Source organism: Phycicoccus duodecadis (assembly GCF_002846495.1).
Taxonomy (GTDB): Bacteria; Actinomycetota; Actinomycetes; order Actinomycetales; family Dermatophilaceae; genus Phycicoccus; species Phycicoccus duodecadis.
Genome location: NZ_PJNE01000001.1, coordinates 899,934 through 926,692, shown reverse-complemented (window position 1 = coordinate 926,692; position 26,759 = coordinate 899,934). Strand labels below are relative to the sequence as shown.

The 26,759-nt window shown below is 74.2% G+C and carries 25 protein-coding genes; 17 read left to right on the top strand and 8 right to left on the bottom strand.

Translation table 11 applies throughout. From position 1 onward, the window contains the following. The first annotated feature begins 52 nt into the window (after nucleotides 1–52). The 8 genes from atpE (at nucleotide 53) to ATL31_RS04175 (ending at nucleotide 6,605) form a co-directional block, all read left to right on the top strand. Complete coding sequence (atpE, locus tag ATL31_RS04210) at nucleotides 53–286, top strand: ATP synthase F0 subunit C (RefSeq protein ID WP_055816082.1); 234 nt, start codon at nucleotides 53–55, stop codon at nucleotides 284–286. Nucleotides 287–335: 49 nt separating this feature from the next. Then, nucleotides 336–920, top strand: coding sequence for a F0F1 ATP synthase subunit B (locus ATL31_RS04205; RefSeq protein ID WP_101394673.1), 585 nt, complete (start codon nucleotides 336–338; stop codon nucleotides 918–920). Then, complete coding sequence (locus ATL31_RS04200) at nucleotides 920–1,735, top strand: F0F1 ATP synthase subunit delta (protein WP_101394672.1); 816 nt, start codon at nucleotides 920–922, stop codon at nucleotides 1,733–1,735. Before ATL31_RS04205 ends, ATL31_RS04200 begins: the two co-directional genes overlap by 1 nt. 96 nt (nucleotides 1,736–1,831) lie before the next feature. Then, complete coding sequence (gene atpA / locus ATL31_RS04195; RefSeq protein ID WP_101394671.1) at nucleotides 1,832–3,472, top strand: F0F1 ATP synthase subunit alpha; 1,641 nt, start codon at nucleotides 1,832–1,834, stop codon at nucleotides 3,470–3,472. 40 nt (nucleotides 3,473–3,512) lie between these two features. Further along, nucleotides 3,513–4,412: a F0F1 ATP synthase subunit gamma gene (locus ATL31_RS04190; RefSeq protein WP_101394670.1), complete on the top strand. Its 900-nt coding sequence runs from the start codon at nucleotides 3,513–3,515 to the stop codon at nucleotides 4,410–4,412. 14 nt (nucleotides 4,413–4,426) lie between these two features. Beyond that, nucleotides 4,427–5,884, top strand: a complete 1,458-nt coding sequence (gene atpD, locus ATL31_RS04185) for a F0F1 ATP synthase subunit beta (protein ID WP_101394669.1) — start codon at nucleotides 4,427–4,429, stop codon at nucleotides 5,882–5,884. Next, a complete protein-coding gene (locus tag ATL31_RS04180; RefSeq protein WP_101397237.1) occupies nucleotides 5,881–6,147 on the top strand; it encodes a F0F1 ATP synthase subunit epsilon in 267 nt (88 codons plus the stop codon). The genes atpD and ATL31_RS04180 overlap by 4 nt, the downstream gene beginning before the upstream one ends. A 26-nt stretch (nucleotides 6,148–6,173) precedes the next feature. Beyond that, entirely contained in the window at nucleotides 6,174–6,605 is a 432-nt protein-coding gene (locus ATL31_RS04175) for a DUF2550 family protein (protein ID WP_101394668.1), read from the top strand. 19 nt (nucleotides 6,606–6,624) lie between these two features. Here ATL31_RS04175 and ATL31_RS04170 read toward each other — a convergent pair whose 3' ends face one another. Further along, a complete protein-coding gene (locus ATL31_RS04170) occupies nucleotides 6,625–7,248 on the bottom strand; it encodes a cob(I)yrinic acid a,c-diamide adenosyltransferase (protein ID WP_101394667.1) in 624 nt (207 codons plus the stop codon). 143 nt (nucleotides 7,249–7,391) lie between these two features. On the opposite strand from ATL31_RS04170, the gene ATL31_RS04165 reads away from it, so the two are divergent. Then, nucleotides 7,392–7,781: an STAS domain-containing protein gene (locus tag ATL31_RS04165; protein WP_101394666.1), complete on the top strand. Its 390-nt coding sequence runs from the start codon at nucleotides 7,392–7,394 to the stop codon at nucleotides 7,779–7,781. Between the two features lie 160 nt (nucleotides 7,782–7,941). Continuing rightward, on the top strand, nucleotides 7,942–9,996 hold the full coding sequence (locus ATL31_RS04160) for a protein meaA (protein ID WP_245862636.1): 2,055 nt from the start codon (nucleotides 7,942–7,944) through the stop codon (nucleotides 9,994–9,996). Here the strand turns inward: ATL31_RS04160 and ATL31_RS04155 are convergent. From ATL31_RS04155 to nucS, 3 genes are all read right to left on the bottom strand, one after another. Next, nucleotides 9,986–10,522 carry a type 1 glutamine amidotransferase domain-containing protein gene (locus ATL31_RS04155; RefSeq protein WP_101394664.1) on the bottom strand — a complete coding sequence of 179 codons (537 nt, stop codon included), beginning with the start codon at nucleotides 10,520–10,522 and terminating at the stop codon, nucleotides 9,986–9,988. The genes ATL31_RS04160 and ATL31_RS04155 overlap by 11 nt on opposite strands. An 85-nt stretch (nucleotides 10,523–10,607) precedes the next feature. Continuing rightward, nucleotides 10,608–10,871, bottom strand: a complete 264-nt coding sequence (locus ATL31_RS04150) for a hypothetical protein (protein WP_101394663.1) — start codon at nucleotides 10,869–10,871, stop codon at nucleotides 10,608–10,610. A 317-nt stretch (nucleotides 10,872–11,188) separates the two neighbouring features. After that, nucleotides 11,189–11,884, bottom strand: coding sequence for an endonuclease NucS (gene nucS, locus ATL31_RS04145; protein WP_101394662.1), 696 nt, complete (start codon nucleotides 11,882–11,884; stop codon nucleotides 11,189–11,191). An 84-nt stretch (nucleotides 11,885–11,968) separates the two neighbouring features. Here nucS and ATL31_RS04140 point away from each other — a divergent pair, with 84 nt between their 5' ends. Both ATL31_RS04140 and ATL31_RS04135 read left to right on the top strand, forming a co-directional pair. Further along, nucleotides 11,969–12,439, top strand: coding sequence for a hypothetical protein (locus ATL31_RS04140; RefSeq protein ID WP_101394661.1), 471 nt, complete (start codon nucleotides 11,969–11,971; stop codon nucleotides 12,437–12,439). A 108-nt stretch (nucleotides 12,440–12,547) separates the two neighbouring features. Then, entirely contained in the window at nucleotides 12,548–14,326 is a 1,779-nt protein-coding gene (locus ATL31_RS04135) for a 3-hydroxyacyl-CoA dehydrogenase family protein (protein ID WP_101394660.1), read from the top strand. A 137-nt stretch (nucleotides 14,327–14,463) separates the two neighbouring features. On the opposite strand, the gene ATL31_RS04130 is transcribed toward ATL31_RS04135, so the two are convergent. After that, a complete protein-coding gene (locus ATL31_RS04130; RefSeq protein ID WP_101394659.1) occupies nucleotides 14,464–15,387 on the bottom strand; it encodes a hypothetical protein in 924 nt (307 codons plus the stop codon). A gap of 209 nt (nucleotides 15,388–15,596) precedes the next feature. Here ATL31_RS04130 and ATL31_RS04125 point away from each other — a divergent pair, with 209 nt between their 5' ends. Both ATL31_RS04125 and ATL31_RS04120 read left to right on the top strand, forming a co-directional pair. Further along, on the top strand, nucleotides 15,597–18,065 hold the full coding sequence (locus tag ATL31_RS04125) for a GcvT family protein (RefSeq protein ID WP_101394658.1): 2,469 nt from the start codon (nucleotides 15,597–15,599) through the stop codon (nucleotides 18,063–18,065). 17 nt (nucleotides 18,066–18,082) lie between these two features. Further along, nucleotides 18,083–18,361: a hypothetical protein gene (locus ATL31_RS04120; protein WP_101394657.1), complete on the top strand. Its 279-nt coding sequence runs from the start codon at nucleotides 18,083–18,085 to the stop codon at nucleotides 18,359–18,361. 19 nt (nucleotides 18,362–18,380) lie between these two features. Here ATL31_RS04120 and ATL31_RS04115 read toward each other — a convergent pair whose 3' ends face one another. Both ATL31_RS04115 and ccrA read right to left on the bottom strand, forming a co-directional pair. Further along, nucleotides 18,381–19,592 (bottom strand): AI-2E family transporter, encoded by a 1,212-nt coding sequence (locus ATL31_RS04115; RefSeq protein ID WP_101394656.1) that lies wholly within the window; start codon nucleotides 19,590–19,592, stop codon nucleotides 18,381–18,383. 85 nt (nucleotides 19,593–19,677) lie between these two features. Then, a complete protein-coding gene (gene ccrA / locus ATL31_RS04110) occupies nucleotides 19,678–21,018 on the bottom strand; it encodes a crotonyl-CoA carboxylase/reductase (protein WP_101394655.1) in 1,341 nt (446 codons plus the stop codon). A 151-nt stretch (nucleotides 21,019–21,169) separates the two neighbouring features. Between ccrA and ATL31_RS04105 the strand changes: the two genes are divergently transcribed. Genes ATL31_RS04105 through ATL31_RS04100 form a run of 3 tightly spaced genes read left to right on the top strand, consistent with a single transcriptional unit; the run spans nucleotide 21,170 to nucleotide 26,225 of the window. Beyond that, on the top strand, nucleotides 21,170–22,474 hold the full coding sequence (locus ATL31_RS04105; protein ID WP_143598313.1) for a glycoside hydrolase family 15 protein: 1,305 nt from the start codon (nucleotides 21,170–21,172) through the stop codon (nucleotides 22,472–22,474). After that, the gene (locus tag ATL31_RS16390; RefSeq protein WP_158239782.1) at nucleotides 22,471–24,486 is read left to right on the top strand and encodes a hypothetical protein; all 2,016 of its coding nucleotides are present in this window, start codon (nucleotides 22,471–22,473) and stop codon (nucleotides 24,484–24,486) included. Before ATL31_RS04105 ends, ATL31_RS16390 begins: the two co-directional genes overlap by 4 nt. Beyond that, nucleotides 24,483–26,225, top strand: coding sequence for an ArnT family glycosyltransferase (locus ATL31_RS04100; RefSeq protein ID WP_158239781.1), 1,743 nt, complete (start codon nucleotides 24,483–24,485; stop codon nucleotides 26,223–26,225). The genes ATL31_RS16390 and ATL31_RS04100 overlap by 4 nt, the downstream gene beginning before the upstream one ends. On the opposite strand, the gene mce is transcribed toward ATL31_RS04100, so the two are convergent. Next, nucleotides 26,219–26,665: a methylmalonyl-CoA epimerase gene (gene mce, locus ATL31_RS04095; protein ID WP_101394652.1), complete on the bottom strand. Its 447-nt coding sequence runs from the start codon at nucleotides 26,663–26,665 to the stop codon at nucleotides 26,219–26,221. The two genes, ATL31_RS04100 and mce, sit on opposite strands and share 7 nt — an antisense overlap. Nucleotides 26,666–26,759: the final 94 nt, after the last annotated feature.

Below are 26,759 nucleotides of genomic sequence, written 5' to 3'. Positions count from 1 at the left end.
ACGTACCACCGACGCCGGGACCGGCCCGGCGCCACCGAAAGGAACAGTCAGCATGAACAGCATCGTCGCCACCGAGGTCACCGGCAGCATCGCCTACCTCGGCTACGGCCTCGCCGCGATCGGTCCCGGTATCGGTGTCGGTCTGATCTTCGCCGCCTACATCAACGGTGTGGCCCGCCAGCCCGAGGCCCGCGGCATGCTCCAGACCATCGCCTTCACCGGTATGGCCATCACGGAGGCGCTCGCCATCCTCGGTCTCGTCTTCGCCTTCGTCTTCCAGGGCTGAGACCCGGCTTCCCCCTCCCACACCCGCGCTCGAACAGAGAGGACGCGAGATGTTCATCGCATCCGTGGCCACCGCCGACGGGGTCGGCTACCCCTCGGGGTTCCCGCTGCTCCCGCACCCCGGTGAGATGATCATCGGGCTCATCTCCTTCGCCATCCTGTACTGGCTGTACAAGACGAAGGTGGTGCCGCGCCTCGAGGAGCTCTACACCGAGCGCGCCGCTGCCATCGAGGGCGGGATGGAGCAGGCCGAGCAGGCGCAGGCCGAGGCCCGTGCGGCCCTCGAGCAGTACACCGCCCAGCTCGCCGAGGCCCGCGCCGAGGCCAACGAGATCCGCGAGTCCGCCCGCGAGCAGGGCGCGCAGATCGTCGCCGAGATGCGCTCCCGGGCCCAGGCCGAGGCCGCGCGCATCACGGAGTCGGCCAAGCGCCAGGTCGAGGCCGAGCGCCAGCAGGCCGTCGTCTCCCTCCGCCAGGAGGTCGGGACGCTGTCGACCGCGCTCGCGAGCAAGATCGTCGGGGAGTCCCTCGAGGACGAGGTCCGCCAGAAGGGCATCGTCGACCGGTTCCTCGCCGAGCTCGAGGCCGGCGAGGTCACGCCCGAGAAGGTCACCCCGGCCGGGACGGACGCCTGATGCGTGGCTCGTCCCGCGGGGCCGCCCGCGCGTCCCAGGAGGCCTTCGACGGCGCCCTGGCGAACAGCGTCAGCGGCACCGCCCTGGCCGAGGAGCTCTTCGCGGTCACCGGTGTCGTCGACGGCAGCGCCTCGTTGCGCCGGGCCCTCGCCGACCCGTCCCGCGAGACCGAGGCCAAGGCCGGCCTGGCGCGCTCGCTGTTCGGCGGCAAGGTCTCCGAGGCCACCGTCGGGCTCGTCGCCTCCGTGGTCGGGCAGCGCTGGGCCGCCGAGCGCGACCTGGCCGACACCCTCGAGAGTCTCGCCGTCCAGGCGCTGCTCGCCAACGCCGAGGGCACCGGCCGGATCGACCGGGTCGAGGACGAGCTGTTCCGCTTCGAGCGCATCGTGGCCGGCGACCCCGGCCTGCGCGACACGCTCTCCAGCCGCAACACCGACGCCGCCGGCAAGGTCGGCCTCGTCGGCGCGCTCCTGAAGGACAAGGCCGCGCCCGAGACCGTCCGTCTGGCCGAGCAGGCCGTCCGCGCGCCCCGCGGTCGCCGGCTCGACCGGGTGATGGAGGCCTACCTCGAGCTCGCGGCGCGCCGGCGCGACGAGCTCAGCGCCCTGGTCACCGTCGCGACGCCGCTCACCGAGCCGCAGCAGGCCCGCCTGCGCGGTGCCCTCGAGGCGCACTACGGCAAGTCCGTCACGCTCCAGGTCGTCCAGGACCACGCGGTCATGGGCGGCATCCGGGTCCAGGTCGGCGACGAGGTCGTCGACGGCACCGTGCTCCGACGCCTCGACGAGGCCCGGCGGCACGTCACCGGCGGCTGACCCGCCGCTCGCGCCCACCACCGAACCACTGCACCGCCCGCACCACCCACCGAACTTCGGCCCATCTGGGGCCGGTGACCGAGGAGAAGATCACACATGACGGAGCTCTCGATCCGTCCGGACGAGATCCGGGACGCGCTGGACAGCTACGTGCGCTCCTACGAGCCGGGGACGGCCTCCCGTGAGGAGGTCGGCCGCGTCACCGACGCCGGTGACGGCATCGCGCACGTCGAGGGTCTGCCCTCGGCCATGACCAACGAGCTGCTCCAGTTCGAGGACGGCACGCTGGGCCTGGCGCTCAACCTCGACGTCCACGAGATCGGCGTCGTCATCCTCGGTGACTTCAGCGCCATCGAGGAGGGCCAGGAGGTCAAGCGCACGGGCGAGGTCCTCTCGGTCCCCGTCGGCGACAACTTCCTCGGCCGGGTGGTCGACCCGCTCGGCACCCCGATCGACGGCATGGGCCCGATCGAGGCCGAGGAGCGCCGAGCCCTCGAGCTGCAGGCGCCCACCGTGGTCCAGCGCAAGTCGGTCCACGAGCCGCTGCAGACCGGCCTCAAGGCCGTCGACGCCATGACGCCCATCGGCCGCGGCCAGCGCCAGCTCATCATCGGCGACCGCCAGACGGGCAAGTCCACCGTCGCGGTCGACACGATCATCAACCAGAAGGAGTTCTGGGAGACCGGCGACCCCGACAAGCAGGTGCGCTGCATCTACGTGGCGATCGGCCAGAAGGGCTCCACGATCGCGGCCGTGCGCGGCACCCTCGAGGAGGCCGGCGCGATGGAGTACACCACCATCGTCGCGGCCCCCGCCTCGGACTCCGCGGGCTTCAAGTACCTCGCTCCCTACACCGGCTCGGCCATCGGCCAGCACTGGATGTACCAGGGCAAGCACGTCCTCATCGTCTTCGACGACCTGAGCAAGCAGGCCGAGGCCTACCGCGCCGTGTCCCTCCTGCTGCGCCGCCCGCCGGGCCGTGAGGCCTACCCCGGCGACGTCTTCTACCTGCACAGCCGGCTGCTCGAGCGCTGCGCCAAGCTGTCCGACGACCTGGGCCACGGCTCGATGACCGGCCTGCCGATCATCGAGACCAAGGCCGGTGACGTCTCGGCGTACATCCCGACCAACGTCATCTCCATCACCGACGGCCAGATCTACCTCCAGGCCGACCTCTTCAACGCCAACGTCCGCCCCGCGATCGACGTGGGTGTGTCGGTCTCCCGCGTCGGTGGCGCCGCGCAGATCAAGGCCATGAAGGACGTCGCCGGCCGTCTGAAGCTCGACCTGGCGCAGTACCGGGCGCTCGAGGCCTTCGCGATGTTCGCCTCCGACCTCGACCCGGCCTCGCGGGCCCAGCTCGCCAAGGGCGCGCGTCTGGTCGAGCTGCTCAAGCAGCCGCAGGCGTCGCCGTTCCCGGTCGAGGAGCAGGTCGTCTCCATCTGGATGGGGACGACGGGTCAGCTCGACAGCGTCGCCGTCGAGGACATCCGCACGTTCGAGGAGCAGTTCCTCGACCACCTGCGCCGCACCAAGAACGACCTGCTCGCGGGCATCCGTGAGACGGGCAAGCTCCCGGACGAGACCCGCGAGGCCCTCGCGGCCGAGGTCAAGACGTTCAAGGAGAAGCACTTCGACGGCTCCGGCACCGAGACCGTGCCGGTCCGTGACGACGGCGAGGACGGCAGCGAGGCGATGGACTCCGACCAGGAGCAGATCGTCAAGCAGAAGCGCTGACCGCACCCCACCGAGCAGACACCACGAAAGGCGGAATGACATGGGAGCGCAGATCCGGGAGTACCGGCAGCGCATCCGGTCCGTCAGCGCGACGAAGAAGATCACGCGGGCCATGGAGCTCATGGCGGCCTCGCGTGTCGTCCGGGCCCAGCAGGCGGTGCGCGAGTCGACCCCTTACGCGCGCGCGCTGACCCGTGCGGTCTCGGCGGTGGCGACCTTCTCCAACGAGGACCACCCGCTGACCACCGAGAAGGCGGACGTGCGCCGCGCCGCGGTCGTCATCATCACCTCCGACCGCGGCCTGGCCGGTGCCTACTCCTCCTCGGTCCTGAAGGAGAGCGAGCGACTCGTCGCCCGGCTCCGCGAGGAGGGCAAGGAGGTCGTTCCCTACCTCCTGGGTCGCAAGGCGATCGGCTTCTACCGTTTCCGCCGGCGCGAGTTCGCGGCCGAGTGGAGCGGTGACTCCGAGAAGCCCACCTTCGAGCGGGCCCGCGAGGTGGGGGAGCGGCTCGTCGCCGACTTCGTCCTCGCGACCGACGACGGCGGCGTCGACGAGGTGCACGTGGTGTTCACCCGCTTCGTCTCGATGGTCACCCAGGAGCCCGAGGTCATCCGCCTCCTGCCCCTGGAGGTCGTCGAGGGCGAGGAGGCCCCCGCCGCCGACGAGCTCCTGCCGCTGTACGACTTCGAGCCCGGCGCCGGCCAGGTGCTCGACGCGCTGCTGCCGAAGTACGTCAACGCCCGGATCTTCAACTGCATGCTGCAGTCGGCCGCCTCCGAGCTCGCCGCCCGCCAGCGGGCGATGAAGTCCGCGACGGACAACGCCGAGGAGCTCATCAAGAAGTACACCCGGTTGGCGAACCAGGCCCGCCAGGCCGAGATCACCCAAGAGATCAGCGAAATCGTCGGTGGCGCCAGCGCGCTGGCCGAGAGCAAGTGAGTGAGAGAGAGACCATGACTGCCACTGTCACCGAGAAGACCGAGGCCGCCGCCCCCGGCGGCACGGGCCGGATCTCCCGCATCATCGGCCCCGTCGTCGACGTCGAGTTCCCCGTCGGCGAGATGCCCGAGCAGTACAACCTGCTGACCACCGAGGTCGAGATCGGTGGGGAGAAGAAGAACCTCAACCTCGAGGTCGCCCAGCACATCGGCGACAACATGGTGCGGGCCATCTCGCTGCAGCCGACCGACGGTCTCGTGCGCGGCACCCCGGTGCAGGACACCGGCGGCCCCATCACGGTCCCCGTGGGCGACGTCACCCTCGGCAAGGTCTTCAACACCACCGGCGAGGTCATGAACCTCGCCGAGGGCGAGACCTTCGAGGTCAAGGAGCGCTGGGGCATCCACCGCAAGGCTCCGGCCTTCGACCAGCTCGAGTCCAAGACGACGATGTTCGAGACCGGCATCAAGGTCATCGACCTGCTCACCCCGTACGTCCAGGGCGGCAAGATCGGCCTGTTCGGCGGCGCCGGCGTCGGCAAGACCGTCCTCATCCAGGAGATGATCGCCCGCGTCGCCCGCGACCACGGTGGCGTCTCGGTGTTCGCCGGTGTCGGCGAGCGCACCCGTGAGGGCAACGACCTCATGGTCGAGATGGAGGAGGCCGGCGTCCTCGGGCAGACCGCGCTCGTCTTCGGCCAGATGGACGAGCCGCCGGGCACGCGTCTGCGCGTCGCCCTCTCGGCCCTGACGATGGCGGAGTACTTCCGCGACGTCCAGGGCCAGGACGTGCTCCTGTTCATCGACAACATCTTCCGCTTCACCCAGGCGGGCTCCGAGGTCTCCACCCTCCTCGGCCGGATGCCGTCCGCGGTGGGCTACCAGCCCACCCTGGCCGACGAGATGGGCACGCTCCAGGAGCGGATCACCTCGACGCGCGGCCACTCGATCACCTCGATGCAGGCGATCTACGTCCCGGCCGACGACTACACCGACCCGGCCCCGGCCACGACGTTCGCGCACCTCGACGCCACCACCGAGCTCTCGCGCGAGATCGCCTCGCTCGGCATCTACCCGGCCGTGGACCCGCTCACCTCGACGAGCCGGATCCTCGACCGCCGCTACATCTCCACCGAGCACTACGACACCGCGGTGCGGGTCAAGCAGATCCTGCAGCGCAACAAGGAGCTCCAGGACATCATCGCGATCCTCGGGATCGACGAGCTCTCCGAGGAGGACAAGATCCTCGTCAACCGGGCCCGTCGCATCCAGCGCTTCCTGTCGCAGAACACCTACGTCGCCAAGCAGTTCACCGGCATCGAGGGTTCCACGGTGAGCCTGGCCGACACCATCGAGGCCTTCACGAAGATCTCCGACGGGGAGTTCGACCACTTCCCCGAGCAGGCCTTCTACATGTGTGGTGGCCTCAACGACGTCGAGCGCCAGGCCGCCGAGATCGAGAAGAACCTCTGATGGCACTCCAGGTCGAGCTCGTCGCCGCCGACCGCAAGGTGTGGGAGGGCGAGGCCACCCAGGTCAGCGCCCGCTCGACCGAGGGCGACCTCGGGGTGCTGCCCGGCCACCAGCCGATGCTCTGCGTCCTGGCCGAGGGCGAGGTCCGCATCAACGCCGGCGGGTGGAAGAGCGCGACCATCGACGGCGGCTTCCTGTCGGTCGACCACGACCGCGTGACGATCGTCGCCGAGTCCGTGGACGCCTCCGGTATGGGCTCCTGATCGTCTAGGGCGAGGACGGGCTTCGGATGGACGCACTGGTCACCTCCGAGCTCGTCCTCGCCCTCATCGTCCTCCTGGTCGTCGGCGCGCTCACCTTCGTGTGGGCGCGCCGTCGCTACATCAGCGGTGACGGGCGGCCGGTGATGCTGTGCGCCCGCCGCGACGACGACGCCGCCCGGTGGCGGCTCGGCCTGGCCCGCCTGAGCGCCGAACGCTTCGAGTGGTTCAGCATCGTGGGGCCGTCGCTGCGCCCCGAGGTCTCGTGGCTGCGCGGCGAGGTGCGCCTGGGCTCACCCGCGCCCACCGCCGACGTCATCCCCGGCCTGGCCGAGCCGGTCTCGGTCACCGGCGGGGTGGCCGGGCGCTCCTGCGAGTTCGCCTTCGTGCCGGCGGCGTACACCGCCGTGCGGTCGTGGCTCGAGTCGAGCCCGCCCGGCTACAACGTCAACGTCGCCTGAGGGTCCGGCCGCTGCGGGGTCAGCGGCGCGAGGGATCCTGCTCGCGGCCACCACCGGGCGCCCACAGCACATCGCCGCCGGCCTCCACGTTCGCGGTCCGGGCGAGGACGAAGAGCAGGTCGCTGAGCCGGTTGAGGTAGCGCGCCGTCGTGGGGTTGATCCCACCCTCGCCCCGCGTGGTGCCGGGCTCGGTGCCGTAGGCCTCGATGGCCGCCCAGGTCGAACGCTCGGCCCGGCGGACGACCGTGAGGGCCACGTGCAGGTACGCCGAGCCCGGCGTACCGCCGGGCAGGATGAACGAGCGCAGCTTCTCGAGCGGGGCCAGGTAGCGGTCGCAGTCGGCCTCGAGCTCGGCGACCCACTCCTCCTTGACCCGCAGGGGCGGGTACTCGTACGACTCCTGCAGCGGGGTGGCGAGGTCGGCGCCGACGTCGAACAGGTCGTTCTGCACCCGCAGCAGCACGGTGCGCACGTCCACCGGCAGCGAGCCGCACGCGACGGCCACCCCGAGGGCCGCGTTGGCCTCGTTGGCGTCGGCGTAGGCGGCCAGCCGCGGGTCGGTCTTCGCGGTGCGGCTGAGGTCGCCGAGGGCCGTGGACCCGTCGTCGCCGGTACGGGTGTAGATGCGGGTGAGGTTGACCATGGCCCCAGCGTGGCAGACGGCCGCAGGACACACGGCATGGCATCTACGCGCCAGCGGCATGGACCTGCCACACTGACCCTCCGGCCGACGTATCACGCGGGGGCGTGCGTCGTCCTGAACGGGGACCAGCGGAAGGGGCCGACATGGCGCAGTGGGGTGGCGGGCTCGTCACGATGACCGTGCACGAGCGCGACGACGGCGCCGTGGTGCGCCTCGGCGGCCGGCTCGACCGGCGCTCGGCGGCCGACGTCCGGGCGGCCGTCGGCGACCTGCTGCTCGAGGCCGGCCGGCCGGTGCTGCTCGACCTCGAGGAGACCGTCATCGGCGACTCGACCGCCCTGGGGCTGCTGGTCGAGCTGCGCCGCCGCGCCCAGCGCCACGGCACCGAGGTGCGCGTGGTCGCGGCCGACGACCGCACCGTGCGGCTGCTGCTGCGGGCCCGGCTGGGGGCGCTGCTGGCCGCGCCGCTGCGCTCGCCGCGCGCGGCCGAGCGTGCGGCCCTCGACGATCCCGCCCTCGCCGGCACCGCATGACGAGAGCGGCCCGACGTGACGGGTCTCACCGCCCGTGACACGGTGATGTGGGCACCGTCACCGGCCGAGCGCCTACCCGCCTCCGAGCGCCGCGGCTAGCGTCGGGCCCATGTCCGAGCCGGCCGACGCCCCGCACCACGAGCGCGACCGCCCCTGGGTCATGCGGACCTACGCCGGCCACTCCAGCGCCGCCGCGAGCAACGCGCTGTACCGGCGCAACCTCGAGAAGGGCCAGACGGGGCTCTCGGTGGCCTTCGACCTGCCGACCCAGACCGGGTACGACCCCGACCACCCGCTGAGCCGCGGCGAGGTCGGCAAGGTGGGCGTACCGGTCTCGCACATCGGCGACATGCGGGCCCTGTTCGACGAGATCCCGCTGGCCACGATGAACACCTCGATGACCATCAACGCCACCGCGATGTGGCTGCTGGCGCTCTACCAGGTGGTGGCCGAGGAGCAGGCGGGAGCCGAGGGCGCGGACCCCGCCGCGGCGGTGGCGGCGCTCGCGGGCACGACCCAGAACGACATCATCAAGGAGTACCTGTCGCGGGGGACCTACGCGTTCCCGCCCGCCCCCTCGATGCGGCTGATCACGGACATGATCGCCTACACCGTCTCGACCATCCCGCGCTGGAACCCCATCAACATCTGCAGCTACCACCTGCAGGAGGCGGGGGCCACGCCGGTGCAGGAGCTGGCCTACGCGCTGTCGACGGCCGTCGCGGTGCTCGACGCCGTGCGGGACTCCGGCCAGGTGCCGCCCGAGCGCTTCGGCGAGGTCGTGGGCCGGATGTCGTTCTTCGTCAACGCCGGGGTGCGCTTCGTCGAGGAGATGTGCAAGATGCGCGCCTTCGTCCGGCTCTGGGACGAGATCACGGCCCAGCGCTACGGCATCGAGGACCCCCGTCAGCGCCGCTTCCGCTATGGCGTTCAGGTCAACTCCCTCGGCCTGACCGAGGCTCAGCCCGAGAACAACGTCCAGCGCATCGTGCTCGAGATGCTGGCGGTGACCCTCAGCAAGGACGCCCGCGCCCGCGCGGTGCAGCTGCCGGCGTGGAACGAGGCGCTGGGTCTGCCGCGGCCGTGGGACCAGCAGTGGTCGCTGCGGATCCAGCAGGTGCTGGCCTTCGAGTCCGACCTGCTCGAGTACGACGACCTCTTCGAGGGCTCGGTGGTGGTCGAGGCGCGCGTCGAGGAGCTGGTGGCCGGGGCGCGGGCCGAGATGGAGCGCGTGGCCGACCTCGGGGGCGCCGTCGTGGCGGTCGAGGGCGGGTACATGAAGTCCGAGCTCGTGGCCTCGCTGGCCCGTCGCCGGGCGCGCATCGAGTCGGGCGCCGAGGTCGTGGTGGGGGTCAACCGCTTCACGTCCAGCGAGCCGAACCCGCTGACGGCGGACCTGGGCACCGCCGTGCAGCGCGTGGACGCCGACGTCGAGCAGGCCGCCGTCGCGGCGGTCCGGCGCTGGCGCGACGAGCGCGATGCCGACGCCGGCGGCCGCGAGCGGGTCCGGGCGGCGCTGGAGCGGCTGCGCGCGGAGGCCGGCACCGACACCAACCTGATGGACGCCACGCTCGAGTGCGCGCGCGCCGGGGTGACCACGGGGGAGTGGGCCGGGGCGCTGCGCGCGGTCTTCGGCGAGTTCCGCGCGCCCACCGGGGTGGGGGCCGCCGCCGGGCGCGACGGGGGGACCGCGGCGCTGCGGGCGGTGCGGCGGCGGGTGCGGGCCACCGGCGCCGAGCTCGGCGAGACGCTGCGCGTGCTGGTGGGCAAGCCGGGCCTGGACGGGCACTCCAACGGGGCCGAGCAGGTGGCCGTGCGCGCCCGCGACGCCGGCTTCGAGGTCGTCTACCAGGGCATCCGGCTCACCCCGGAGCAGATCGTCGACGCGGCGGTCGCCGAGGACGTGCACCTGGTGGGGCTCTCGATCCTGTCGGGCTCGCACCTCGAGCTCGTCCCCGAGGTCCTCGATGGGCTGCGCGCGGCCGGCGCGGGCGACATCCCGGTGGTCGTCGGCGGCATCATCCCCACGGCCGACGCCCGGCGGCTCGAGGAGCTCGGGGTCGCCGCGGTCTTCACCCCGAAGGACTTCGGGCTGACCGAGATCATGGGCCGTTTCGTCGACGTCGTGCGCGCCGCCCGCGGGCTGCCCCCGGACACGGGGACGGCCGCGGACGACGCGGGGACGACGGACGCGGAGGCCCGGCTCAGCCGTTGAGCGCGTCGACCAGGGCCTTCGAGAAGACCGGCAGGTCGTCGGGGTTGCGGCTGGTGATGAGGTTGTCGTCGACGACGAGCTCCTCGTCGCTCCAGGTGGCGCCGGCGTTGCGCAGGTCGGTCTGCAGGCTCGGCCACGAGGTGAGGTGGCGGCCCTGCAGGACGCCGGCCTCGGCGAGGGTCCAGGGCGCGTGGCAGATGGCGGCCACGGGCTTGCCGGACTCGACGAAGGTGCGCACGAACGAGACGGCATCGGCGTCGGTGCGCAGGGCGTCGGGGTTGGCCACGCCACCGGGCAGGACGAGGGCGGCGTAGTCGCCGACCTCGGCCTCGGCCACGGTCACGTCGACCTCGAAGGTGTCGGCCTTGTCGAGGTGGTTGAACGCCTGGACGCGCCCGGGCTCGGTGGCGACCAGGACGGGGGTGTGGCCGGCCTGCTCGACGGCCTTCCAGGGCTCGGTGAGCTCGACCTGCTCGATGCCCTCGGTCGCGACGAGGAAGGCCACCTTCTGGCTGCTGCTGGACATGGGGTCCTCTCGGGATGGGAGATGCTGTCCCCGATGGGCTACCCGGCCGTGCGCAGGGTGAAACACCGCGCCGGCGGCGGTGGGCTCAGACCGACTGGCGGGTGGCGGTGGCGTGCATGACGGCCCCGGCCACCGGGACCAGCCCGTGGCGGTGGCGCCGCAGGGCCGAGACCGCGATCGCGGCGAGGGCGGCGGCTGTCACCGGCCAGACGAAGCAGGTCATGGCGACCCAGGTGGCGCAGGCGCGAACACGCATCGAGCGGTGGCCGTCGCAGGCGACCCCGGTGCCGATGAGCCCGGCGGAGGCGGCGACGACGACGTAGGCCATGAACACCGACGAGAAGGTCACGAGCGGACCCCCCGGCTCCCCGTGGGGGGCACCCCGCCATGAGGGCTCGGGGCCCCGGTGCTGGTGCGGTGGGTCATGGCGTGCTCGAGTCCTCGGGTCGGTTCGGAATCGGTAGGAGAAGAGTACGTACGGAACGGCCCGCGGTCACCCCCCTTGGGCGAACGGACGATGCTCAAGTGGCCGAACGGAGGGTCTCGGCCGTGGATGTTCATCAGCCGTCCACGGCCCGTCGGCCGGGGCGTCACCCGCCTGTCGCCGGCCCTCGGCGGGCGCGGACCGCGCGGCGCCGAGCGCCCTCACGCCGGCCCCCGGAATGGTCAGAAGAGGCGGTGCTCGGTGTCGTCGGCCCCCTTGAGGGCCTCATAGTCCAGGACCACGCAACGGATTCCGCGGTCCTGCGCGAGGGTGCGGGCCTGGGGCCTGATGACCTGGGCCGCGAACACCCCGGTGACGGGCGCCAGGTGCGGGTCGCGGTTCATCAGCTCGAGGTAGCGGGTCAGCTGCTCGACACCGTCGATCTCGCCGCGGCGCTTGATCTCGACCGCCACGTGGGCGCCGTCACGGTCGCGGCAGAGGATGTCGACCGGGCCGATGGCCGTCATGTACTCGCGCCGCGAGAGCGTGTAGCCCTCCCCGAGGGTCGTGATGTGCTCGGCGAGCAGCCGCTGGAGATGGGCCTCGACGCCGTCCTTGACCAGGCCCGGGTCGACCCCGAGCTCGTGGGCGGAGTCGTGGTGCACCTCGTGGAGGCGCACCCGCAGCCGGTCCTCGGACTTGGCGTGCTGCACGACCCACACCGCACGGACGCCCTCGGCGGCCTCGGCCTCGTCGGGAGCCACCTCGGCCATCGCGCAGGGGGGCGACATCCAGTTGAGCGGCTTGTACGAGCCGCCGTCGCTGTGGACCAGCACCGAGCCGTCGGCCTTGACCAGCAGGAGTCGGGTCGCGAGGGGGAGGTGTGCCGTGAGGCGTCCCTCGTAGTCGACCGAGCACGTCGCGATCACCATCCGCACCTGCGCACCCTACCCAGGGGCGGGCGTCGAGGGATGGTTGCCCTCCGGCGCAGCCGCCCGCACACTGGTGACGAGGTGAGGCCGATGAAGGCAGCCCTGGGGCCGCTGGTGCTGCTCGCGCTGCCCGGCGTCATCTACCTGGCCGGCTTCTCGGCCCTGAACTGGGCCTGCGGCGGCGGGACGCCACGCCTCGTGCGCTGGCTGCGTGAGCGCCTCGGCCCGTCGCTCGCCCGCTGGTGGGCCCCCCGCTCGGGAGCGGTGGTCGACGCCCTCGAACGCGTCGGGATGGCGACCCGCCGCCGCGACGAGCCGGTGCCTCCGGTGCTGCTGTCCCTCGAGCTGCGGCGGCTGGGGTACGAGGTGCGCCGCATCGAGGGCGACCACCAGCCGCACCGCGCCGCCCGGCTCGCGGCGGCCTTCGCGGCCTACGACCACGTGCTGGTGCAGCTGTGCACCCACGCCGAGGTGCCGACGCCCATCGGCCTCCTGCCCCTCGACCCGCGCGACCGCCTCGACCTCGAGGCCGACCTGGTGGCCAGCGGCCTCGACTGGTGAGGGCGCCGCCGGTCACCGCGCTGACGGTGACCGCGGGGCCCGCGGGGTAAGGAGCGTCACGCCCGGCGGGGTCGTCCGCGCGCGGGGGCTGGTGCGAGGATCGCCGACATGGCGCGCGACTTCACCACGGTGGGTGTGATCGGACTCGGGACGATGGGAGCGGGGATCGTCGAGGTGTTCGCCCGCAACGGGCTCGACGTCTTCGCGGTCGACGCCGACGAGCCCGGCCTGGCCCACGGGCGCGAGATCCTGGCCGGCAGCACCGGGCGCGCGCTGGCCCGCGGGAAGATGACGCAGGAGGAGCACGACGCCCTGCACGAACGTGTCACCTTCACCACCGCGCTGGACGACCTCGCCGGCTGCCAGCTGGTGGTCGAGGCGGTGCCCGAGCAGCTGGCCCTGAAGAAGGACGTCCTGGGCCGGCTGGACCGCATCGTGGCCGCCGACGCCGTGCTCGCGACCAACACCTCGTCGCTGCCGGTCACCGAGATCGCCGTGGCCACCAGCAACCCCAAGCGCGTCGTGGGGATGCACTTCTTCAACCCCGCCCCGGTGCAGCAGTTCGTCGAGGTCATCCGCACCGTCATCACCGCCGACGACGTCTTCGAGGACGTCAAGGCCCTCGCCGAGCGGCTGGGCAAGAAGCCGGTGGTCGTCGGTGACAAGGCCGGCTTCATCGCCAACGCGCTGCTCTTCGGCTACCTCAACCACGCCGTCGCGATGTACGAGAGCCGGTACGCCACCCGCGAGGACCTCGACGCGGCCATGCGCTTCGGCTGCGGCTACCCCATGGGCCCGCTGCAGCTGCTCGACCTCATCGGCCTCGACACCGCCTACGAGATCCTCGACACGATGTACAAGCAGGGCCGCGACCGTCTGCACGCGCCGACCCCGCTCATCAAGCAGATGGTCAGCGCGGGGATGCTGGGCCGCAAGTCCGGGCGGGGCTTCTACACCTACGAGGCGCCCGGCTCGCCCCGGGTCGTTCCCGACCGGCAGACCCCGTCGGGGACCGTGCCCGAGGGCGTGGCCCTGCGCGAGGTCGCGGCGGTCGGCGTCGTCGGCAGCGGCACCATGGCCGTCGGCATCATCGAGGTGCTGGCCCGGGCCGGCCTGCCCGTGACCTTCGTGGCGCGCTCCGACGAGAAGGTGGCCGCGGTGCGCTCGTCGCTGGCCGCCGGCCTGGCCCGCTCGGTCGAGAAGGGCCGGCTGGAGCAGGCCGAGGCCGATGCCGTCGTGGCGCGGGTCGCCGGGTCGACCGACCGCGAGGTGCTGGCCGGGGTCGACCTCGTCGTCGAGGCCATCGCCGAGGACCTCGAGGTCAAGCAGGACCTGTTCCGCGACCTCGACCGCATCTGCCGGCCGGGCGCGATCCTGGCGACCACCACGTCGTCGCTGCCGGTCATCGACTGCGCCAAGGTCACCGGGCGCCCGCAGGACGTCATCGGGATGCACTTCTTCAACCCGGCACAGGTCATGAAGCTGGTCGAGGTCGTGCACACCGTGAGCACCGCCCCCGACGTGCTGGCCACGGTGCAGCAGCTGTGCGCGACCCTCGGCAAGGTGGCCGTCACGTGCGGAGACCGCTCGGGGTTCGTCGTCAACGCCCTGCTGTTCCCCTACCTCAACGACGCCGTGAAGATGCTCGAGGCGAACTACGCCACCGCCGACGACATCGACACCGCGATGAAGACCGGCTGCGGGCTGCCGATGGGGCCGTTCGAGCTGCTCGACGTCGTCGGGCTCGACGTCTCGCTGGCCATCGAGCGCGAGCTGTACCTCGAGTTCCGCGAGCGCGGCTACGCCCCGGCGCCGCTGCTGGAGCATCTCGTGACCGCGGGGTACCTCGGCCGCAAGAGCGGGCGGGGCTTCCGCACCTACGCCTGAGCGGCCCTCCTCGTCGAGAGGAGGTGACACGCAGAGGTCCGGGGCGATCCGGTGTGCGTGTCACCTCCCCTCGAGCGCGGCGTCGGGCCGGACGACGTCGCTCCCTCCGCCCACGGCCCCGCCGCGCGGACGGTCCGTCAGTGGAGGCGCAGCCGGGCCGGGTCGAGCGCGAGGGCGCGGGCGAACCGCCGCAGGGTGGAGACCCGGCGCGCCCCCGGCACGAGGTCCTGCGCGAACAGCTCCAGGACCGTCCAGCCCTCGTCGCCGAGGAGCCCGTTGCGGTAGGAGTCCTCGCTGCGGCGCCTGATACCGGCGTGCACGGACCCCTGGTACTCGCCGATGACCCGCTGGGCGCGCCACACCAGGTCGCCCTCCGCGAGCCAGCCGCCCCCGGCCGCGTGGACGTGGCCGTTGACCTCGGGCTCGGGGAAGCCGGCGTCGTGGAAGACCAGGCGGGCGCGGGTCTCGGCGGGGGATCGCACCCCGGGCCGCACCAGCCGCAGGGCGTCGGCCAGCGTCCGCGCGTGCCGGGGGCGCACGCGGGCGTCCAGCGCCTCGGCCAGGGGGGATGCGTGACCTTCGCCGCCGAGCCGGGTGGCGACCACGTCGCCGGCGACGACCAGATCGTCGCGACCGAGCCCCCGGGGCACGCACTCGCCGAGGTCGACCCAGGTGTCGGCGAGCGACGTGACGCGCAGCCCCTGGACGCTCGACACCGCTCGATGCTCGAGGCCGCGGTGGCCGATGCATCCACGGCGCTCGATGCGTGCCCGCCCGGTGGCCCGGATGACGTCGAGCTCCTCCTGCTCCTCGAGGGGCGCCGGCAGGGGGAGGCCCCACAGCCGGGCCGCGGTGAGGTGGGAGAACGCGACGTCGGGAGGGAGCGCGAGGGCGAAGGCGGCGGCCCGCTCGTGCACCGCCGTCAGGGGCGTCGTGCTGCGCACCGAGCGGGTCGCCCGCAGCAGCTGCGGCATCCGCCACTGGTGGTCGGCCAGCCCCAGGTCACGGGCGGCGTCCAGCGACAGCGGCCCGGAGGGCAGCGGAGGCAGGACCGGTGACATCCCGCGATCGTGGCCGGTTCCGGGCCGGCGGCCGCGCCGTCATCCACAGGGGCGCGGTGGGCCCCCGTCGAGAGGAGGTGACACGCCGACCGAGCGGGCCTCTCGACTGCGTGTCGCCCCCTCTCGACGAGGAGGGGCCGCGCGGCGGGGGTGGGGGCGTCGCGGCCGGGGGGCGAGCGGGGACGCCCGACGTCGGTATCGTCGCCCGGATGAGCACCCGCGCCGCCCTGCCCTCGCGCGCCCGCGTCGTCGTCATCGGCGGCGGGGTCATCGGCACCTCGATCGCCTACCACCTGGCGCACGCCGGCGAGACCGACGTCGTGCTGCTGGAGCGTGACCGGCTGACCTCGGGGACCACCTGGCACGCCGCCGGGCTGATGACCTGCTTCGGCTCGTTCAGCGAGACGAGCACCCGGCTGCGCCTCTACTCGCGCGACCTCTACGGCCGGCTCGAGGCCGAGACCGGGCAGGCCACCGGCTTCCGCGCGGTGGGCCTGGTCGAGGCCGCCGCCGACGCGGACCGGCTCGAGGAGTACCGGCGGGTCGCGACCTTCCAGCGCCGCCTCGGGCTCGAGGTCGACGAGGTGTCGCCGGCCGAGATGGCCGCGCTGTTCCCGCTGGCGCGCACCGACGACCTGGCCGGCGGCTTCCACGTGCCGGGGGACGGGCGGGTCAACCCGGTCGACCTGACGATGTCGCTCGCGAAGGGCGCCCGGGCGCTCGGGGTGCGGGTCGTCGAAGGGGTGCGGGTCGAGGGCGTCCGCACCCGGCCGCGCGGGCTGGTCGAGGAGGTCACCGGCGTCGACACCGACCGCGGGGCCATCGAGTGCGAGGTCGTGGTCAACGCGGCCGGGATGTGGGCCCGCGAGCTGGCCGGGCGCAACGGGGTCGTGGTGCCCAACCAGGCCGCCGAGCACTACTACCTGGTCACCGAGCCCGTCGACGGCATGAGCCCCGACGCCCCGGTCTTCGAGGACCCGGCCGCCTACGGCTACTACCGCGAGGAGGGCGGCGGGATGATGGTCGGGCTGTTCGAGCCCGAGGCCGCCGCCTGGAAGGTCGACGGCATCCCACCGGACTTCAGCTTCGGGACCATCGCGCCCGACACCGACCGCGTCGGGCCGTTCCTCGAGAAGGCCATGGCCCGCATCCCGGCGCTCGACGGGGTCGGCATCCGCACCTTCTTCTGCGGCCCGGAGTCCTTCACCCCCGACCTCGCCCCGGCCGTCGGGGAGGCGCCGGGGGTGCACGGGTACTTCGTGTGCGCCGGGCTGAACTCGGTCGGCATCCTCTCGGCCGGCGGCCTGGGGCGGATCGTGGCGCACTGGGTCGTCGCGGGTCGCCCGGACGTCGACGTGACCGGCATCGACGTCGCCCGCTTCCGCGACTGGCAGCTCCGGCCCGAGCACCGCCGCGCCCGCACCGCCGAGGTCCTCGGCACCGTGTACGCCGCGCACACCCCGGGGGTGCAGCTGGCCTCCTCGCGCGGCGTGCTGCGCTCGCCGGTGCACGACGCGACCGTGGCGGCCGGCGCGTACCTGCGCGACGTCTCGGGCTGGGACGCGCCCGCCTGGTACGCGGGCCCGGGGGAGCGGCCGAAGGCCGAGCCGACCTGGGGCCGGGCGCCCTGGGCGGCCCACTGGGAGGCCGAGCACCGGGCGGTGCGCGAGGCGGCCGGGCTGTTCGACATGTCGTTCATGACCAAGCTGGCCGTCCGCGGCCCCGACGCCCTGCGCGTGCTCGACCGGCTCTCGGCCGGCGACCTCGGCCGCGACGGGCGCATCACCTACACCCCGTGGCTCGGGGCCGACGGCGGCGTCGACGCCGACCTCACGGTGACCCGGCTCGCGGCCGACGACCTGCTGGTCGTGGCGTCGGACACGGCCCACGGGCGGGTCCTCGGGATGCTGCGCCGCGGGGTGGGCGAGGCGCGGGCGACCGTCACCGACGTCACCGAGGAGGTGGCGCTGCTGAGCCTCCAGGGCCCGGCGTCGCGCGCGGTCCTGAGGGACGTCGCACCGGACACCGACTGGTCGGGGGAGGCCTTCGCCTTCCGCGACGCCCGCCGGGTGCGGGTGGCCGGGGCGGAGGTGCTGGCCGTCCGCATCACCTACGTCGGCGAGCTGGGCTGGGAGCTGTACGTGCCGGCCGGCCAGGCGACAGCCGTCTGGGACGCCCTCCTGGCCGCCGGCGCCGAGCACGGCCTGCGCCCCGCCGGGCTGGCCGCCCTGGGCAGCCTGCGCCTCGAGAAGGGCTACCGCGACCACGGGCACGACCTCGACAACACCGACGACGTGCGCTCGGCCGGGCTCGGGTTCGCCGTCGCGCTCGACAAGCCGGGCGGCTTCGTCGGGCGCGAGGCCACCCTCGCGGCCCGCGAGCAGGGCGCCCCGACCCATCGGATCGTGTCGGTCGTCGTCCGCGACCCCGAGCCGATGCTGTGGCACGGCGAGGTGCTGCTGCGTGACGGCGTCCCCGTCGGCGACGTGCGCAGCGGCTCCTACGGCTGGACCCTCGGTGGGGCGGTGGGCCTGGCCGGGGTCGAGCACCCCGAGGGGGTCACCGCCGCCTGGCTGGCCGAGGGCGGGTGGGAGGTCGACGTCGCCGGGCGCCGGTACCCCGCCGCGGTGTCGCTGCGGCCGCCGTACGACCCCACCTCGGCGCGGGTCCGGGGCTGATCGGCGAGACTGGAGCGGTGCCCCGATCGAACCGCCGCCGCCGCGACCTCGAGGTGCGCCCCCTCGGGGCCTCGACCGCGGTGAGCACCGAGACGTGGCGGGGCCGGCCCTGGAACGTGCGCCGGCTCAGCGGGGCCACCTCGGGCCGCGAGTACGTCTGCCCGGGCTGCCACCAGGGCATCCCCACCGGGACCCCGCACGTGGTGGCGTGGCCGGCCGAGGGCGTGGGCGGTCTCGAGCAGCGCCGGCACTGGCACACCCGCTGCTGGGGCGCCCGCAACGCCGCGCGCCCCTGAGCGCGCCGGCGGCCGGGCCTCAGGCTGCGCGCTGGCGCGGGACCAGCACCTCGTCGTAGATCAGCAGCAGCCCGGCGGCGACCGGGATGGCCAGCAGCGCGCCGAGGATGCCCAGCAGCGCGCCGCCGGTCAGGGCCGCCACCACCGTGACGATGCCGGGCACCGAGACCGTGTGCTGCATGACCCGCGGGGCGATGAGGTAGTTCTCGACCTGCTGGTAGACGACGTAGTAGATGACCACGACCAGCGCCTTGTGCGGCTCGTCGAAGAACGCGACCAGCGTCACCAGCCCGGCCCCCAGGGTGGCGCCGACCATCGGGATGAGCCCCAGCACGCCGACCAGCACGGCCAGCGCCGCGGAGTAGGGCACGCCGACGATGAGCATCATGATCCAGGACATGGTGGCGTTGAGGGTGGCGATGGCGACCTGGCCGCCGGCGTAGGAGCCGACCCGGCGCATGATCTCCTCGGAGAGCGACTCGACGCGCGGGCGCCGGCTGACCGGCACCAGGGCGTAGGTGGCGTGCTTGACGCGCGGGAGGGAGACCAGCAGGTAGAGCGTGAGCACCAGCACGGTGAGGATCTGGAAGGTGCCCGAGAGCACCGCCCGGCCGGCGCCCAGCAGCCCCCCGACCAGGCCCTCGATGAAGCCCTGGTCGCCCAGCTTCTGGAGCAGCTCGGTCTGGAGGCGGCCGATGACGTTGTAGCGCGAGTCGAGCTCGTGGACCCAGCGGGCGTCGAGCAGGTCGACGACGTACTGGGGGGCCGCCTGGGCCAGCGACGAGCCCTGGGTGATGGCCGTCGGCAGGACCAGCCAGCCGATCGCGCCGATGACGACCACCAGGCCGCCGAAGACGGCCGCGACGGCCGCCGACCGGCGCACGCGGTGGCGCATCAGGCGCTCGACCACGGGGTCCAGCGCGAGGGCGAGGAAGAACGCGACGAGCAGGATGCTCAGCGTCGTGGCGAGCCGCCCGAGGGTGGTCCACAGCCCGAACGCGAGCATGGCCCCGGTGGCGCCGAAGAACCCGAGGTAGAAGGGGGAGTGCCGGTTCAGCGGCTGCCCGACCGCGCCGTAGCGCGACAACGGGTGCTCGGCCGGGGCGGCGCCCGGCTCGTCGCCCAGCGGCCCGCGGTCGAGGCGGTTGCTGCGCTCGAGCGCCTGGAGCTGGCGTCGGCGGAACTCGCCCCAGCGGGACACCGGGCCCCACACCGTGGTCAGTCGCACCATCCACCTCCGGCGCTCACCCTAGCCGGGGAGCGTCCCGCGTGAGCGCAGGTCAGGGACCCCGGCCGCCGCGTCGCGGACGCGTGCCTCAGGCGTCGCGGAAGCGGTTGATGGCGGGCTCGAACCGGGCGCGCTTCTCGGGGTCGGTGACGCCGAGCCCGGCCTCCGGGGCCAGGGTCAGGACGCCGACCTTGCCCTGGTGGGCGTTGCGGTGCACGTCGAGCGCGGCCTGCCCGACGTCCTCGAGCCGGTAGGTCTTGCTCAGGGTGGGGTGGACGATCCCGCGGTTCACGAGGTCGTTGGCCTCCCAGGCCTCGCGGTAGTTCGCGAAGTGCGAGCTGAGGATCTTCTTGAGGTTCATCCAGAGGTAGCGGTTGTCGTACTCGTGCAGGTACCCCGAGGTCGAGGCGCAGGTGATGATGGTGCCCCCCTTGCGCGCGACGTAGACGCTGGCACCGAAGGTCTCGCGGCCCGGGTGCTCGAAGACGATGTCGACGTCGTGCCCGCCCGTGAGCTCGCGGATGCGCTTGCCCAGGCGCTGCCACTCCTTGGGGTCCTGGGCGGTGTTCTCCTCGTTCCAGAACCGGTACCCCTCGGCGGAGCGGTCGATGATCAGCTCGGCGCCCATGGCCCGGCAGATCTCGGCCTTCTCGGGCGAGGACACGACGCAGATGGGGGTGGCCCCGCCGGCCAGCGCCATCTGGGTGGCGTAGGAGCCGAGGCCGCCGGACGCGCCCCAGACCAGCACGCGGTCGCCGAGCTTCATGTGGGCGCCGTTCTTGCTGATGAGCTGGCGGTAGGCGGTGGAGTTGACCAGCCCGGGGGAGGCGGCCTCCTCCCAGGTCAGGTGGGCCGGCTTGGGCATCAGCTGGTTGGCCTTGACGATCGCGAGCTCGGCCAGGCCGCCGAAGTTGGTCTCGAAGCCCCAGATGCGCTGCTGCGGGTCCATCATCGTGTCATCGTGGCCCTCGGCGTCCTCCAGCTCGACCGAGAGGCAGTGCGCGACGACCTCGGTGCCGGCCTTCCACTTCGTGACGCCGGGCCCGGTGCGCAGCACGACGCCGGCCAGGTCGGAGCCGACCACGTGGTAGGGCAGGTCGTGCCGCTTCGCGAACTCGGAGGTACGCCCGTAGCGCTCGAGGAACCCGAAGGTGGAGACGGGCTCGAAGATCGAGGTCCACACGGTGTTGTAGTTGATGGCGCTGGCCATGACCGCCACGAGGGCCTCGCCGGGCGCGAGCTCGGGGACCGGGACGTCCTCGACGTGCAGCGACCGGCGCGGGTCCTTCTCCTTGGTGGGCAGGCCCTCGAACATCCCCACCTCGTCCCGGTGCACGGTGGCCGCGCGGTAGGAGTCGGGGATGGCGAGCCCGGCGTAGGTCCGGGCGCTGCGGTCTCCGGAGAGGATGGCCTCGCGGATCTGGTCCATGGGGTCGTGCTCCTTCGGCGGACGGGGATGCGTCGCGGCGAACCTACTGGCCGGTTCGGTCGGGGGGCGGGCGCCTGAGACGCCGGTCACCGCGTGATCCGCCTCACGAGGGCCCCCGACGCCGCACGGACGGTCGGGATACCGTTCGCGGGTGAGTCGTGTCCGGGTGAGCCGCCGCGGCCTGGTCCTCGGTGGCGGCGCGGCCGCCCTGGTGGGCGGCACCGGCGGTGTGGTGGTCGACCGGCTCCGGCACGCCGAGATCCCGCTGTACAGCGAGACGGTGGCGTTCTCGGCCCCCGCCCAGCGCCGGCTGGTGCCGGCCGGGCGTCCCGACGAGGTCGTGCCCCGCACCCGGGTGCTGGAGGCCGGGCCGTGGCGCTCGCGGCTGGTCGAGGACGAGGAGGAGTGGCTGGCCGACTGCGCGCCGTGGGTCCGGCGGGTGGCCGACCGCGACGGGGTGCTGCACTCGGCCCTGCTCGACCTGCGCGCCCTGACCGACGGCCTCCCCGTGGCGGTCGCCGGATGGTCGCCGCGGTGGCGCTACGCCTGGCCGCGGGACGTCGCGTTCGTGGCCAGCGCCCTGGCCCGCCTGGGCCGGCCCGACGAGGCCGCCGCCCAGCTGGCGTTCCTGCAGGGTGTGCAGCGGGCCGACGGCTGGTTCGAGGCCCGCTACGACCTCACCTCGGGCGGCCCGCCGGACGACCGGCACCCCCAGCTCGACGGCGCGGCGTGGGTGCTCTGGGCCGCCGACCAGCTCGGGCGGTTCGCACCGGAGCGCGCGCACGAGCTGGTCGAGCCGCTGCGCCCGATGCTCGTGCGCGCCGCGCGCCTGCTGCTGGTCTCGCGCGACGCCACGACCGGCCTCCCGCCGCCGTCGAGCGACTACTGGGAGCTGGTCGAGGACACCCTGACCCTCGGGACCGCCGCCGCGGTGCTGGCGGGGCTGCGCAGCGGCACCGGGGCGCTCCGGCTGGCCGGCGAGATGGCCATGGCCGACCGCACCGAGGCCGCGGCCGCCGTCCTGGGGCGGCACGTGCACGACGTCTTCGCCCCGCGCGGCTACCCGCGGCTGCTCGGCGGCGACGCCCCCGACGCCGCGGTGACCTTCCTGGTCGCGCCGATCGGCGACCCCCAGCCCGACCTCGCCCTGCTGACGGCCGTCGACCGGGCCCAGACCGCGATGGCCCGCCCTGCCGGGGGCCTGGCTCCCGGCGCCTCGTGGAAGGAGGACGGCATCAGCTGGACCCCCGAGACCGCCCTCTTCGCCGCGGCGTGGGCGGCCACCGGCTACCCCGCCAAGGCCCAGGAGCTGCTGACCTGGCTGGGGCGCCACCGCACCGCCGCCGGCTCCTTCCCCGAGAAGGTCCTGCACGACGGCCGACCGGCCGCCGTGGCCCCCCTGGCGTGGACGGCGGCCTCGGTCGTCATCGCCCGGCACGAGCTGGCGCTGCGATGACCCTTCCCCGCCGGGCCGCCCTGGCCGTGGTCGCCGCCCTGCTGGCGCTGCTCGGCCTCACGGCCGTCGGCGCCACGGCGTCCGCCCCCGCCCGGCCCGCGTCCCCCGGGGCGGGGCCGGTGGTTCTGGTCGGGGCGGCCGGCCTGGCCTGGAGCGACATCGACGCGGCGACGACGCCCACGCTGCGCCGGCTGGCCGACGACGGCGCCGTCGCGTCGATGACGGTGCGCGCCGTCCGGTCGCGCGCGTGCGCGGTCGACGGCTGGCTCACCCTCTCGGCCGGCCGCCGCGCGGCCGACGTGGCCGAGCCGTGTCGCGCCGCCCCACCCGTCACGGACGGCGTGGTGCCGCGCTGGTCGGAGTACCTGGCCCGCGCCCGCGCCGACGGCTACGACGCCCGCCCGGGCACCCTGGCGCAGCGGCTCGAGGCCGCCGGGGCCTGCGTCGCGGCGACCGGCCCGGGCGCCGCCGTGGCCGCCGCCGACCCCTCGGGACACGTCCGGACGGTCGCGGCGGGGGCCGGCTCGCCGTGCCCGGTGCTCCTCGTCGACGGCGGCACCCTCCCGGTGGACCCGTCCGCACGGGCCGAGGCCCTGCGCGCTCTCGACAGCCTGGTGTCCGGCTACGCGTCCCGCCCCGGGACCCGGCTCGTGGTCGCCGGGATCGGTGACGGCGCCTCCCCGGTACGGCCGCGGGCCGTCATCGCGACCGGGCTGGGCGCCGGCGAGCTGACGTCGGCCTCCACCCGCCAGCCCGGGCTGGTCCAGCTGCAGGACCTCACCGCCTCGCTGCTCTCGTGGGCCGGGGCCGACGACAGCGGTCTCACCGGGCGCCCCGTCTCGCGGGTCGCGGGGTCGGGCGACGTCCCCGGAGCCGAGCGCGTGGCCGACCGCACGGGCTTCGAGTCCCGCGCCGCCACGCTGCGCTCCGTGAGCCCGCAGGTGACCGGCTGGCTCGCGGCGGCCTATGCCCTGTGGTGTGCCGTGGCGGCGCTGCTGGTGCTGCGCGGCCGCGCCGCCGAGCGCCTGCCGCCGTCGGTGCGGGTGCTCGGCGAGGCCCTGGCCACCGTGCCGCTCGCCACCTACGTCGCCAACCTCGTGCCCTGGTGGCACGCGGGGCGTCCGGTCCTGGCCTTCACCGCCGCGCTGGCGGTCGCGGCCGTGGCCGTCGCGGCCCTGGCCGTGGCGGTGGGGCGCCGGCGCCCCCTCGGGGCGCTGCTCGTGGTCGCCGTCCTGACGCTGCTCGTCCTGGTCGGCGACGTGCTCACGGGCTCGGGGCTGCAGCTGGCGTCGGTCTTCGGACAGAACCCGGTCGTCGGCGGACGCTTCTACGGCATCGGCAACACCAGCTACGCCCTGTACGGGACGGCCTCCGTCGCCGTCGTGGTCCTCGTCGCGACGGCCGGGCGGCTGCCCCGCCCGTGGGCACTCACGCTCGCGGGCGTCGTCGGGCTGCTGCTGACCGCCGTCGAGGGGCACCCCTCGTACGGCGCCGACTTCGGGGGCCCCCCGGGGCTGCTCCTGGCCGGGCTGGTCGTGCTGGCGCTCGCCGCGGGCGTGCGGTTCACCGCCGTGCGGGTCGGGGCGGCCCTCGCGGCGGTGGTGCTGGTGACAGCGGGCGTGGCGGTGCTCGACTGGCTGCGCCCGGCGGCGTCGCGCACCCACCTCGGCGAGTTCGTCCAGACCGTCCTGGACGGCGGCCTCGGCGACGTGCTGGGGCGCAAGCTCGCCCAGAACCTCACCAACCTGGGGTCCCCGCCCCTGCTGGCCGTGGCCCTGGGCACCCTGGTGCTGGCCGTGGCCCTGTGGCGGGCCCGCTGGCGGCCGACGCGGGCCGGCGCGCTGGTCCTGCGCGGATGCGCCGTCGTGGGGGTCGTGGGGTTCGCCATCAACGACTCGGGCCTGGTGGTCCCGGCCTTCGTCGCCCTGTCGCTGCTGCCCCTGGTGCTGGCCGACCGCAGCGCCGACCGCGTCCCCGACCGCATCCCCGACGTCGCCGAGCCTCCCGGATGACCGGGCGGCGCCGCGGGTGGGCCGCCCTGGGCGCGGTCGGCCTGCTGGCCCTCCTGGCGAGCACCTGGCACCTGTCGCGCAACGGGTGGGGCAACGTCTACTACGCCGGCATCGCCGCCACCGGCGGCCGGCACCTCGGCGCCGCGTTCTTCGGCAGCCTCGAGCCACGATCCGTCGTCTCCACCGACAAGCCGCCTCTGGGGCTCTGGCCGATGATGCTCTCGGTCCGGCTCCTCGGCGTCCGGTCGGTGGCCGTGCTCCTCCCGCAGGCCCTCGTCACGGCGGCCGCGGTCGTGCTGCTCGGGCACACCGTCCGGCGGGTGGCCGGCCTGCGGGCCGGGGTCGTCGCGGCCGTGCTGCTGGCCGTGAGCCCGGTGACCTTCGCCCTGTCGCGCTACGACGACCCCGACACCATGCTGCTCCTGGTGTCGGTGGTCGCCGCGTGGGCCGTGGCGGCGCTGGCCGACCATCCGCGCCGGCGTCTCCTGGTGCTCCTCGGCGGCGCGCTCGGGGCGGCCTTCCTCACCAAGTGGCTGGCGGGCCTCGTCCTGGCCCCGGCCGCCGGGGTCGCGCTCTGGCGACCGCTGGCCACCCAGCGCCTGCGGGCGGTCGTCACCGTGGCCGTGGCGGCCGTGGTGTCGGGGCTGTGGTGGGTCGCGGTCCTCGCCGTCCTGGGCCCGGGGCGGCGGCCGTTCGCCGACGACTCGCAGGGCAGCCTGGTCGAGCTCGTCCTCGGCTCCAACGGCTTCGCGCGGCTCGAGGGGCGCGGCGGAGGGAGCATCTCGGGCCACCCGGGCCTGCTGCGGCTGTTCACCCCGCCGTTCGCCGACCAGGTGACGTGGTTCCTGCCGGGGGCGCTGCTGGCGCTGGTGCTGCTCGCGCTCGACCGCGCCGTGCGCGGCGCCGAACGCGCGCTCGTGGTGCTGCTCGGCGGCTGGCTGGTGGTCGCCGCGATGCTGTTCAGCGCCATGGGCGGGGCGATGCACCCGTACTACACGAGCTACCTCGCCGCGCCGGCCGCCGGGCTGCTCGGCCTGGCCGCCGGGCGGGTGGGACGCGCGTGGGCGCCCTGGCGGGGCGCGGCCCTCGTGGCGGTCCTGGGCGCCACCGGCACCGCCGTCCTGGCCGCGACCGGCCGCGACCTCGCGTGGCTGGCGGCCGTGGCGGGGGTGGCCACCGTCGCCGCGGTGCTGGCGCTGCTGCTGCCCGAGGGCCGCAGGCCCCGGCTCCTGCCGCTGGCGGCCTTCGCCGCCGCCCTGGCCGTCCTCACCGGACCCGTGGTCACCGACGCGGTGACCACGCAGGTGGTCGTCAACGGCGCCGACCCGCGCGCCGGGTGGAGCCAGGCGGGCGCCACCTCCGTGCCGCCCCCGGCGCTGGTCGCGTGGCTGCGGGCGCGCCGCTCGGGCGACTGGGCGGCCGCCGTGCCCCAGGCGTCACCGGCGGCCCAGCTGCAGCTCGCGAGCGGCCTGCCGGTGCTGCCGCTCGGGGGCTTCACCGGGTCCAGCGACGCTCCCACCCAGGGGCAGCTGCGCTCGTTCGTCGCCTCGGGTCGGCTGCGCTACGTGGTGCTGCTCGGCCAGTACCGGCGGTACCCGCTCGGCACGCCACCCGCGCTGGCCGGCCATCCCGTGGCCGCGGCCGTCGACTGGGCCCGCCGCCGGGGCTGCCCGAGCGTCGTGGCCGGCGTGACCGTGCTCGACCTCGCCGACCGGACGTGCCGCGCCACCGCTCAGTGAGCGGCGTCCGCGGCCGGCTCGACCAGCTCGACCAGGACCCCGCGGGCGTCCTTGGGGTGGATGAAGTTCACCCGTGAGCCGCTGGTGCCGCGCCTGGCCTCCGGGTACAGCAGCCGCAGACCGCGCTCGCGAAGGGTCGCGCTGACCGCGTCGAGGTCGTCGACGCGGTAGGCCATCTGCTGGATGCCGGGGCCGCTGCGGTCGAGGAACTTCGCGATCGTCGACTCCGGCGACAGCGGTGCGAGCAGCTGGATGCACGAGCCCGACTCGCCGACCCCCATCATCGCCTCGCGCACGCCCTGCTCCTCGTTGGTCTCCTCGTGCAGCATCCGCATCCCGTAGGTGGCCGAGTAGAACGCCACCGCGTCGTCGAGGTCCGGGACCGCGATACCCACGTGGTCGATCGCGGTGAAGAGGTCGGTGGGGAGCGCGTCGGTCATACGCCCAGCGTAGGAGCCGCCGGGCGGCGGTGGCCCAGCCGGTGGTGAGCGTCACCGCCCGCGGGGGATGGCACCGTCGGGCCGGGTGGCTAGA

What these genes read in the sequence shown, in the direction of transcription:
- atpE (WP_055816082.1), top strand. Translation starts at nt 53, where the DNA reads ATGAACAGCATCGTCGCCACCGAGGTCACCGGCAGCATCGCCTACCTC.
- ATL31_RS04205 (WP_101394673.1), top strand. Translation starts at nt 336, where the DNA reads ATGTTCATCGCATCCGTGGCCACCGCCGACGGGGTCGGCTACCCCTCG.
- ATL31_RS04200 (WP_101394672.1), top strand. Translation starts at nt 920, where the DNA reads ATGCGTGGCTCGTCCCGCGGGGCCGCCCGCGCGTCCCAGGAGGCCTTC.
- atpA (WP_101394671.1), top strand. Translation starts at nt 1,832, where the DNA reads ATGACGGAGCTCTCGATCCGTCCGGACGAGATCCGGGACGCGCTGGAC.
- ATL31_RS04190 (WP_101394670.1), top strand. Translation starts at nt 3,513, where the DNA reads ATGGGAGCGCAGATCCGGGAGTACCGGCAGCGCATCCGGTCCGTCAGC.
- atpD (WP_101394669.1), top strand. Translation starts at nt 4,427, where the DNA reads ATGACTGCCACTGTCACCGAGAAGACCGAGGCCGCCGCCCCCGGCGGC.
- ATL31_RS04175 (WP_101394668.1), top strand. Translation starts at nt 6,174, where the DNA reads ATGGACGCACTGGTCACCTCCGAGCTCGTCCTCGCCCTCATCGTCCTC.
- ATL31_RS04170 (WP_101394667.1), bottom strand. Translation starts at nt 7,248, where the DNA reads ATGGTCAACCTCACCCGCATCTACACCCGTACCGGCGACGACGGGTCC.
- ATL31_RS04165 (WP_101394666.1), top strand. Translation starts at nt 7,392, where the DNA reads ATGGCGCAGTGGGGTGGCGGGCTCGTCACGATGACCGTGCACGAGCGC.
- ATL31_RS04160 (WP_245862636.1), top strand. Translation starts at nt 7,942, where the DNA reads ATGCGGACCTACGCCGGCCACTCCAGCGCCGCCGCGAGCAACGCGCTG.
- ATL31_RS04155 (WP_101394664.1), bottom strand. Translation starts at nt 10,522, where the DNA reads ATGTCCAGCAGCAGCCAGAAGGTGGCCTTCCTCGTCGCGACCGAGGGC.
- ATL31_RS04140 (WP_101394661.1), top strand. Translation starts at nt 11,969, where the DNA reads ATGAAGGCAGCCCTGGGGCCGCTGGTGCTGCTCGCGCTGCCCGGCGTC.
- ATL31_RS04135 (WP_101394660.1), top strand. Translation starts at nt 12,548, where the DNA reads ATGGCGCGCGACTTCACCACGGTGGGTGTGATCGGACTCGGGACGATG.
- ATL31_RS04130 (WP_101394659.1), bottom strand. Translation starts at nt 15,387, where the DNA reads ATGTCACCGGTCCTGCCTCCGCTGCCCTCCGGGCCGCTGTCGCTGGAC.
- ATL31_RS04125 (WP_101394658.1), top strand. Translation starts at nt 15,597, where the DNA reads ATGAGCACCCGCGCCGCCCTGCCCTCGCGCGCCCGCGTCGTCGTCATC.
- ATL31_RS04115 (WP_101394656.1), bottom strand. Translation starts at nt 19,592, where the DNA reads ATGGTGCGACTGACCACGGTGTGGGGCCCGGTGTCCCGCTGGGGCGAG.
- ccrA (WP_101394655.1), bottom strand. Translation starts at nt 21,018, where the DNA reads ATGGACCAGATCCGCGAGGCCATCCTCTCCGGAGACCGCAGCGCCCGG.
- ATL31_RS16390 (WP_158239782.1), top strand. Translation starts at nt 22,471, where the DNA reads ATGACCCTTCCCCGCCGGGCCGCCCTGGCCGTGGTCGCCGCCCTGCTG.
- ATL31_RS04100 (WP_158239781.1), top strand. Translation starts at nt 24,483, where the DNA reads ATGACCGGGCGGCGCCGCGGGTGGGCCGCCCTGGGCGCGGTCGGCCTG.
- mce (WP_101394652.1), bottom strand. Translation starts at nt 26,665, where the DNA reads ATGACCGACGCGCTCCCCACCGACCTCTTCACCGCGATCGACCACGTG.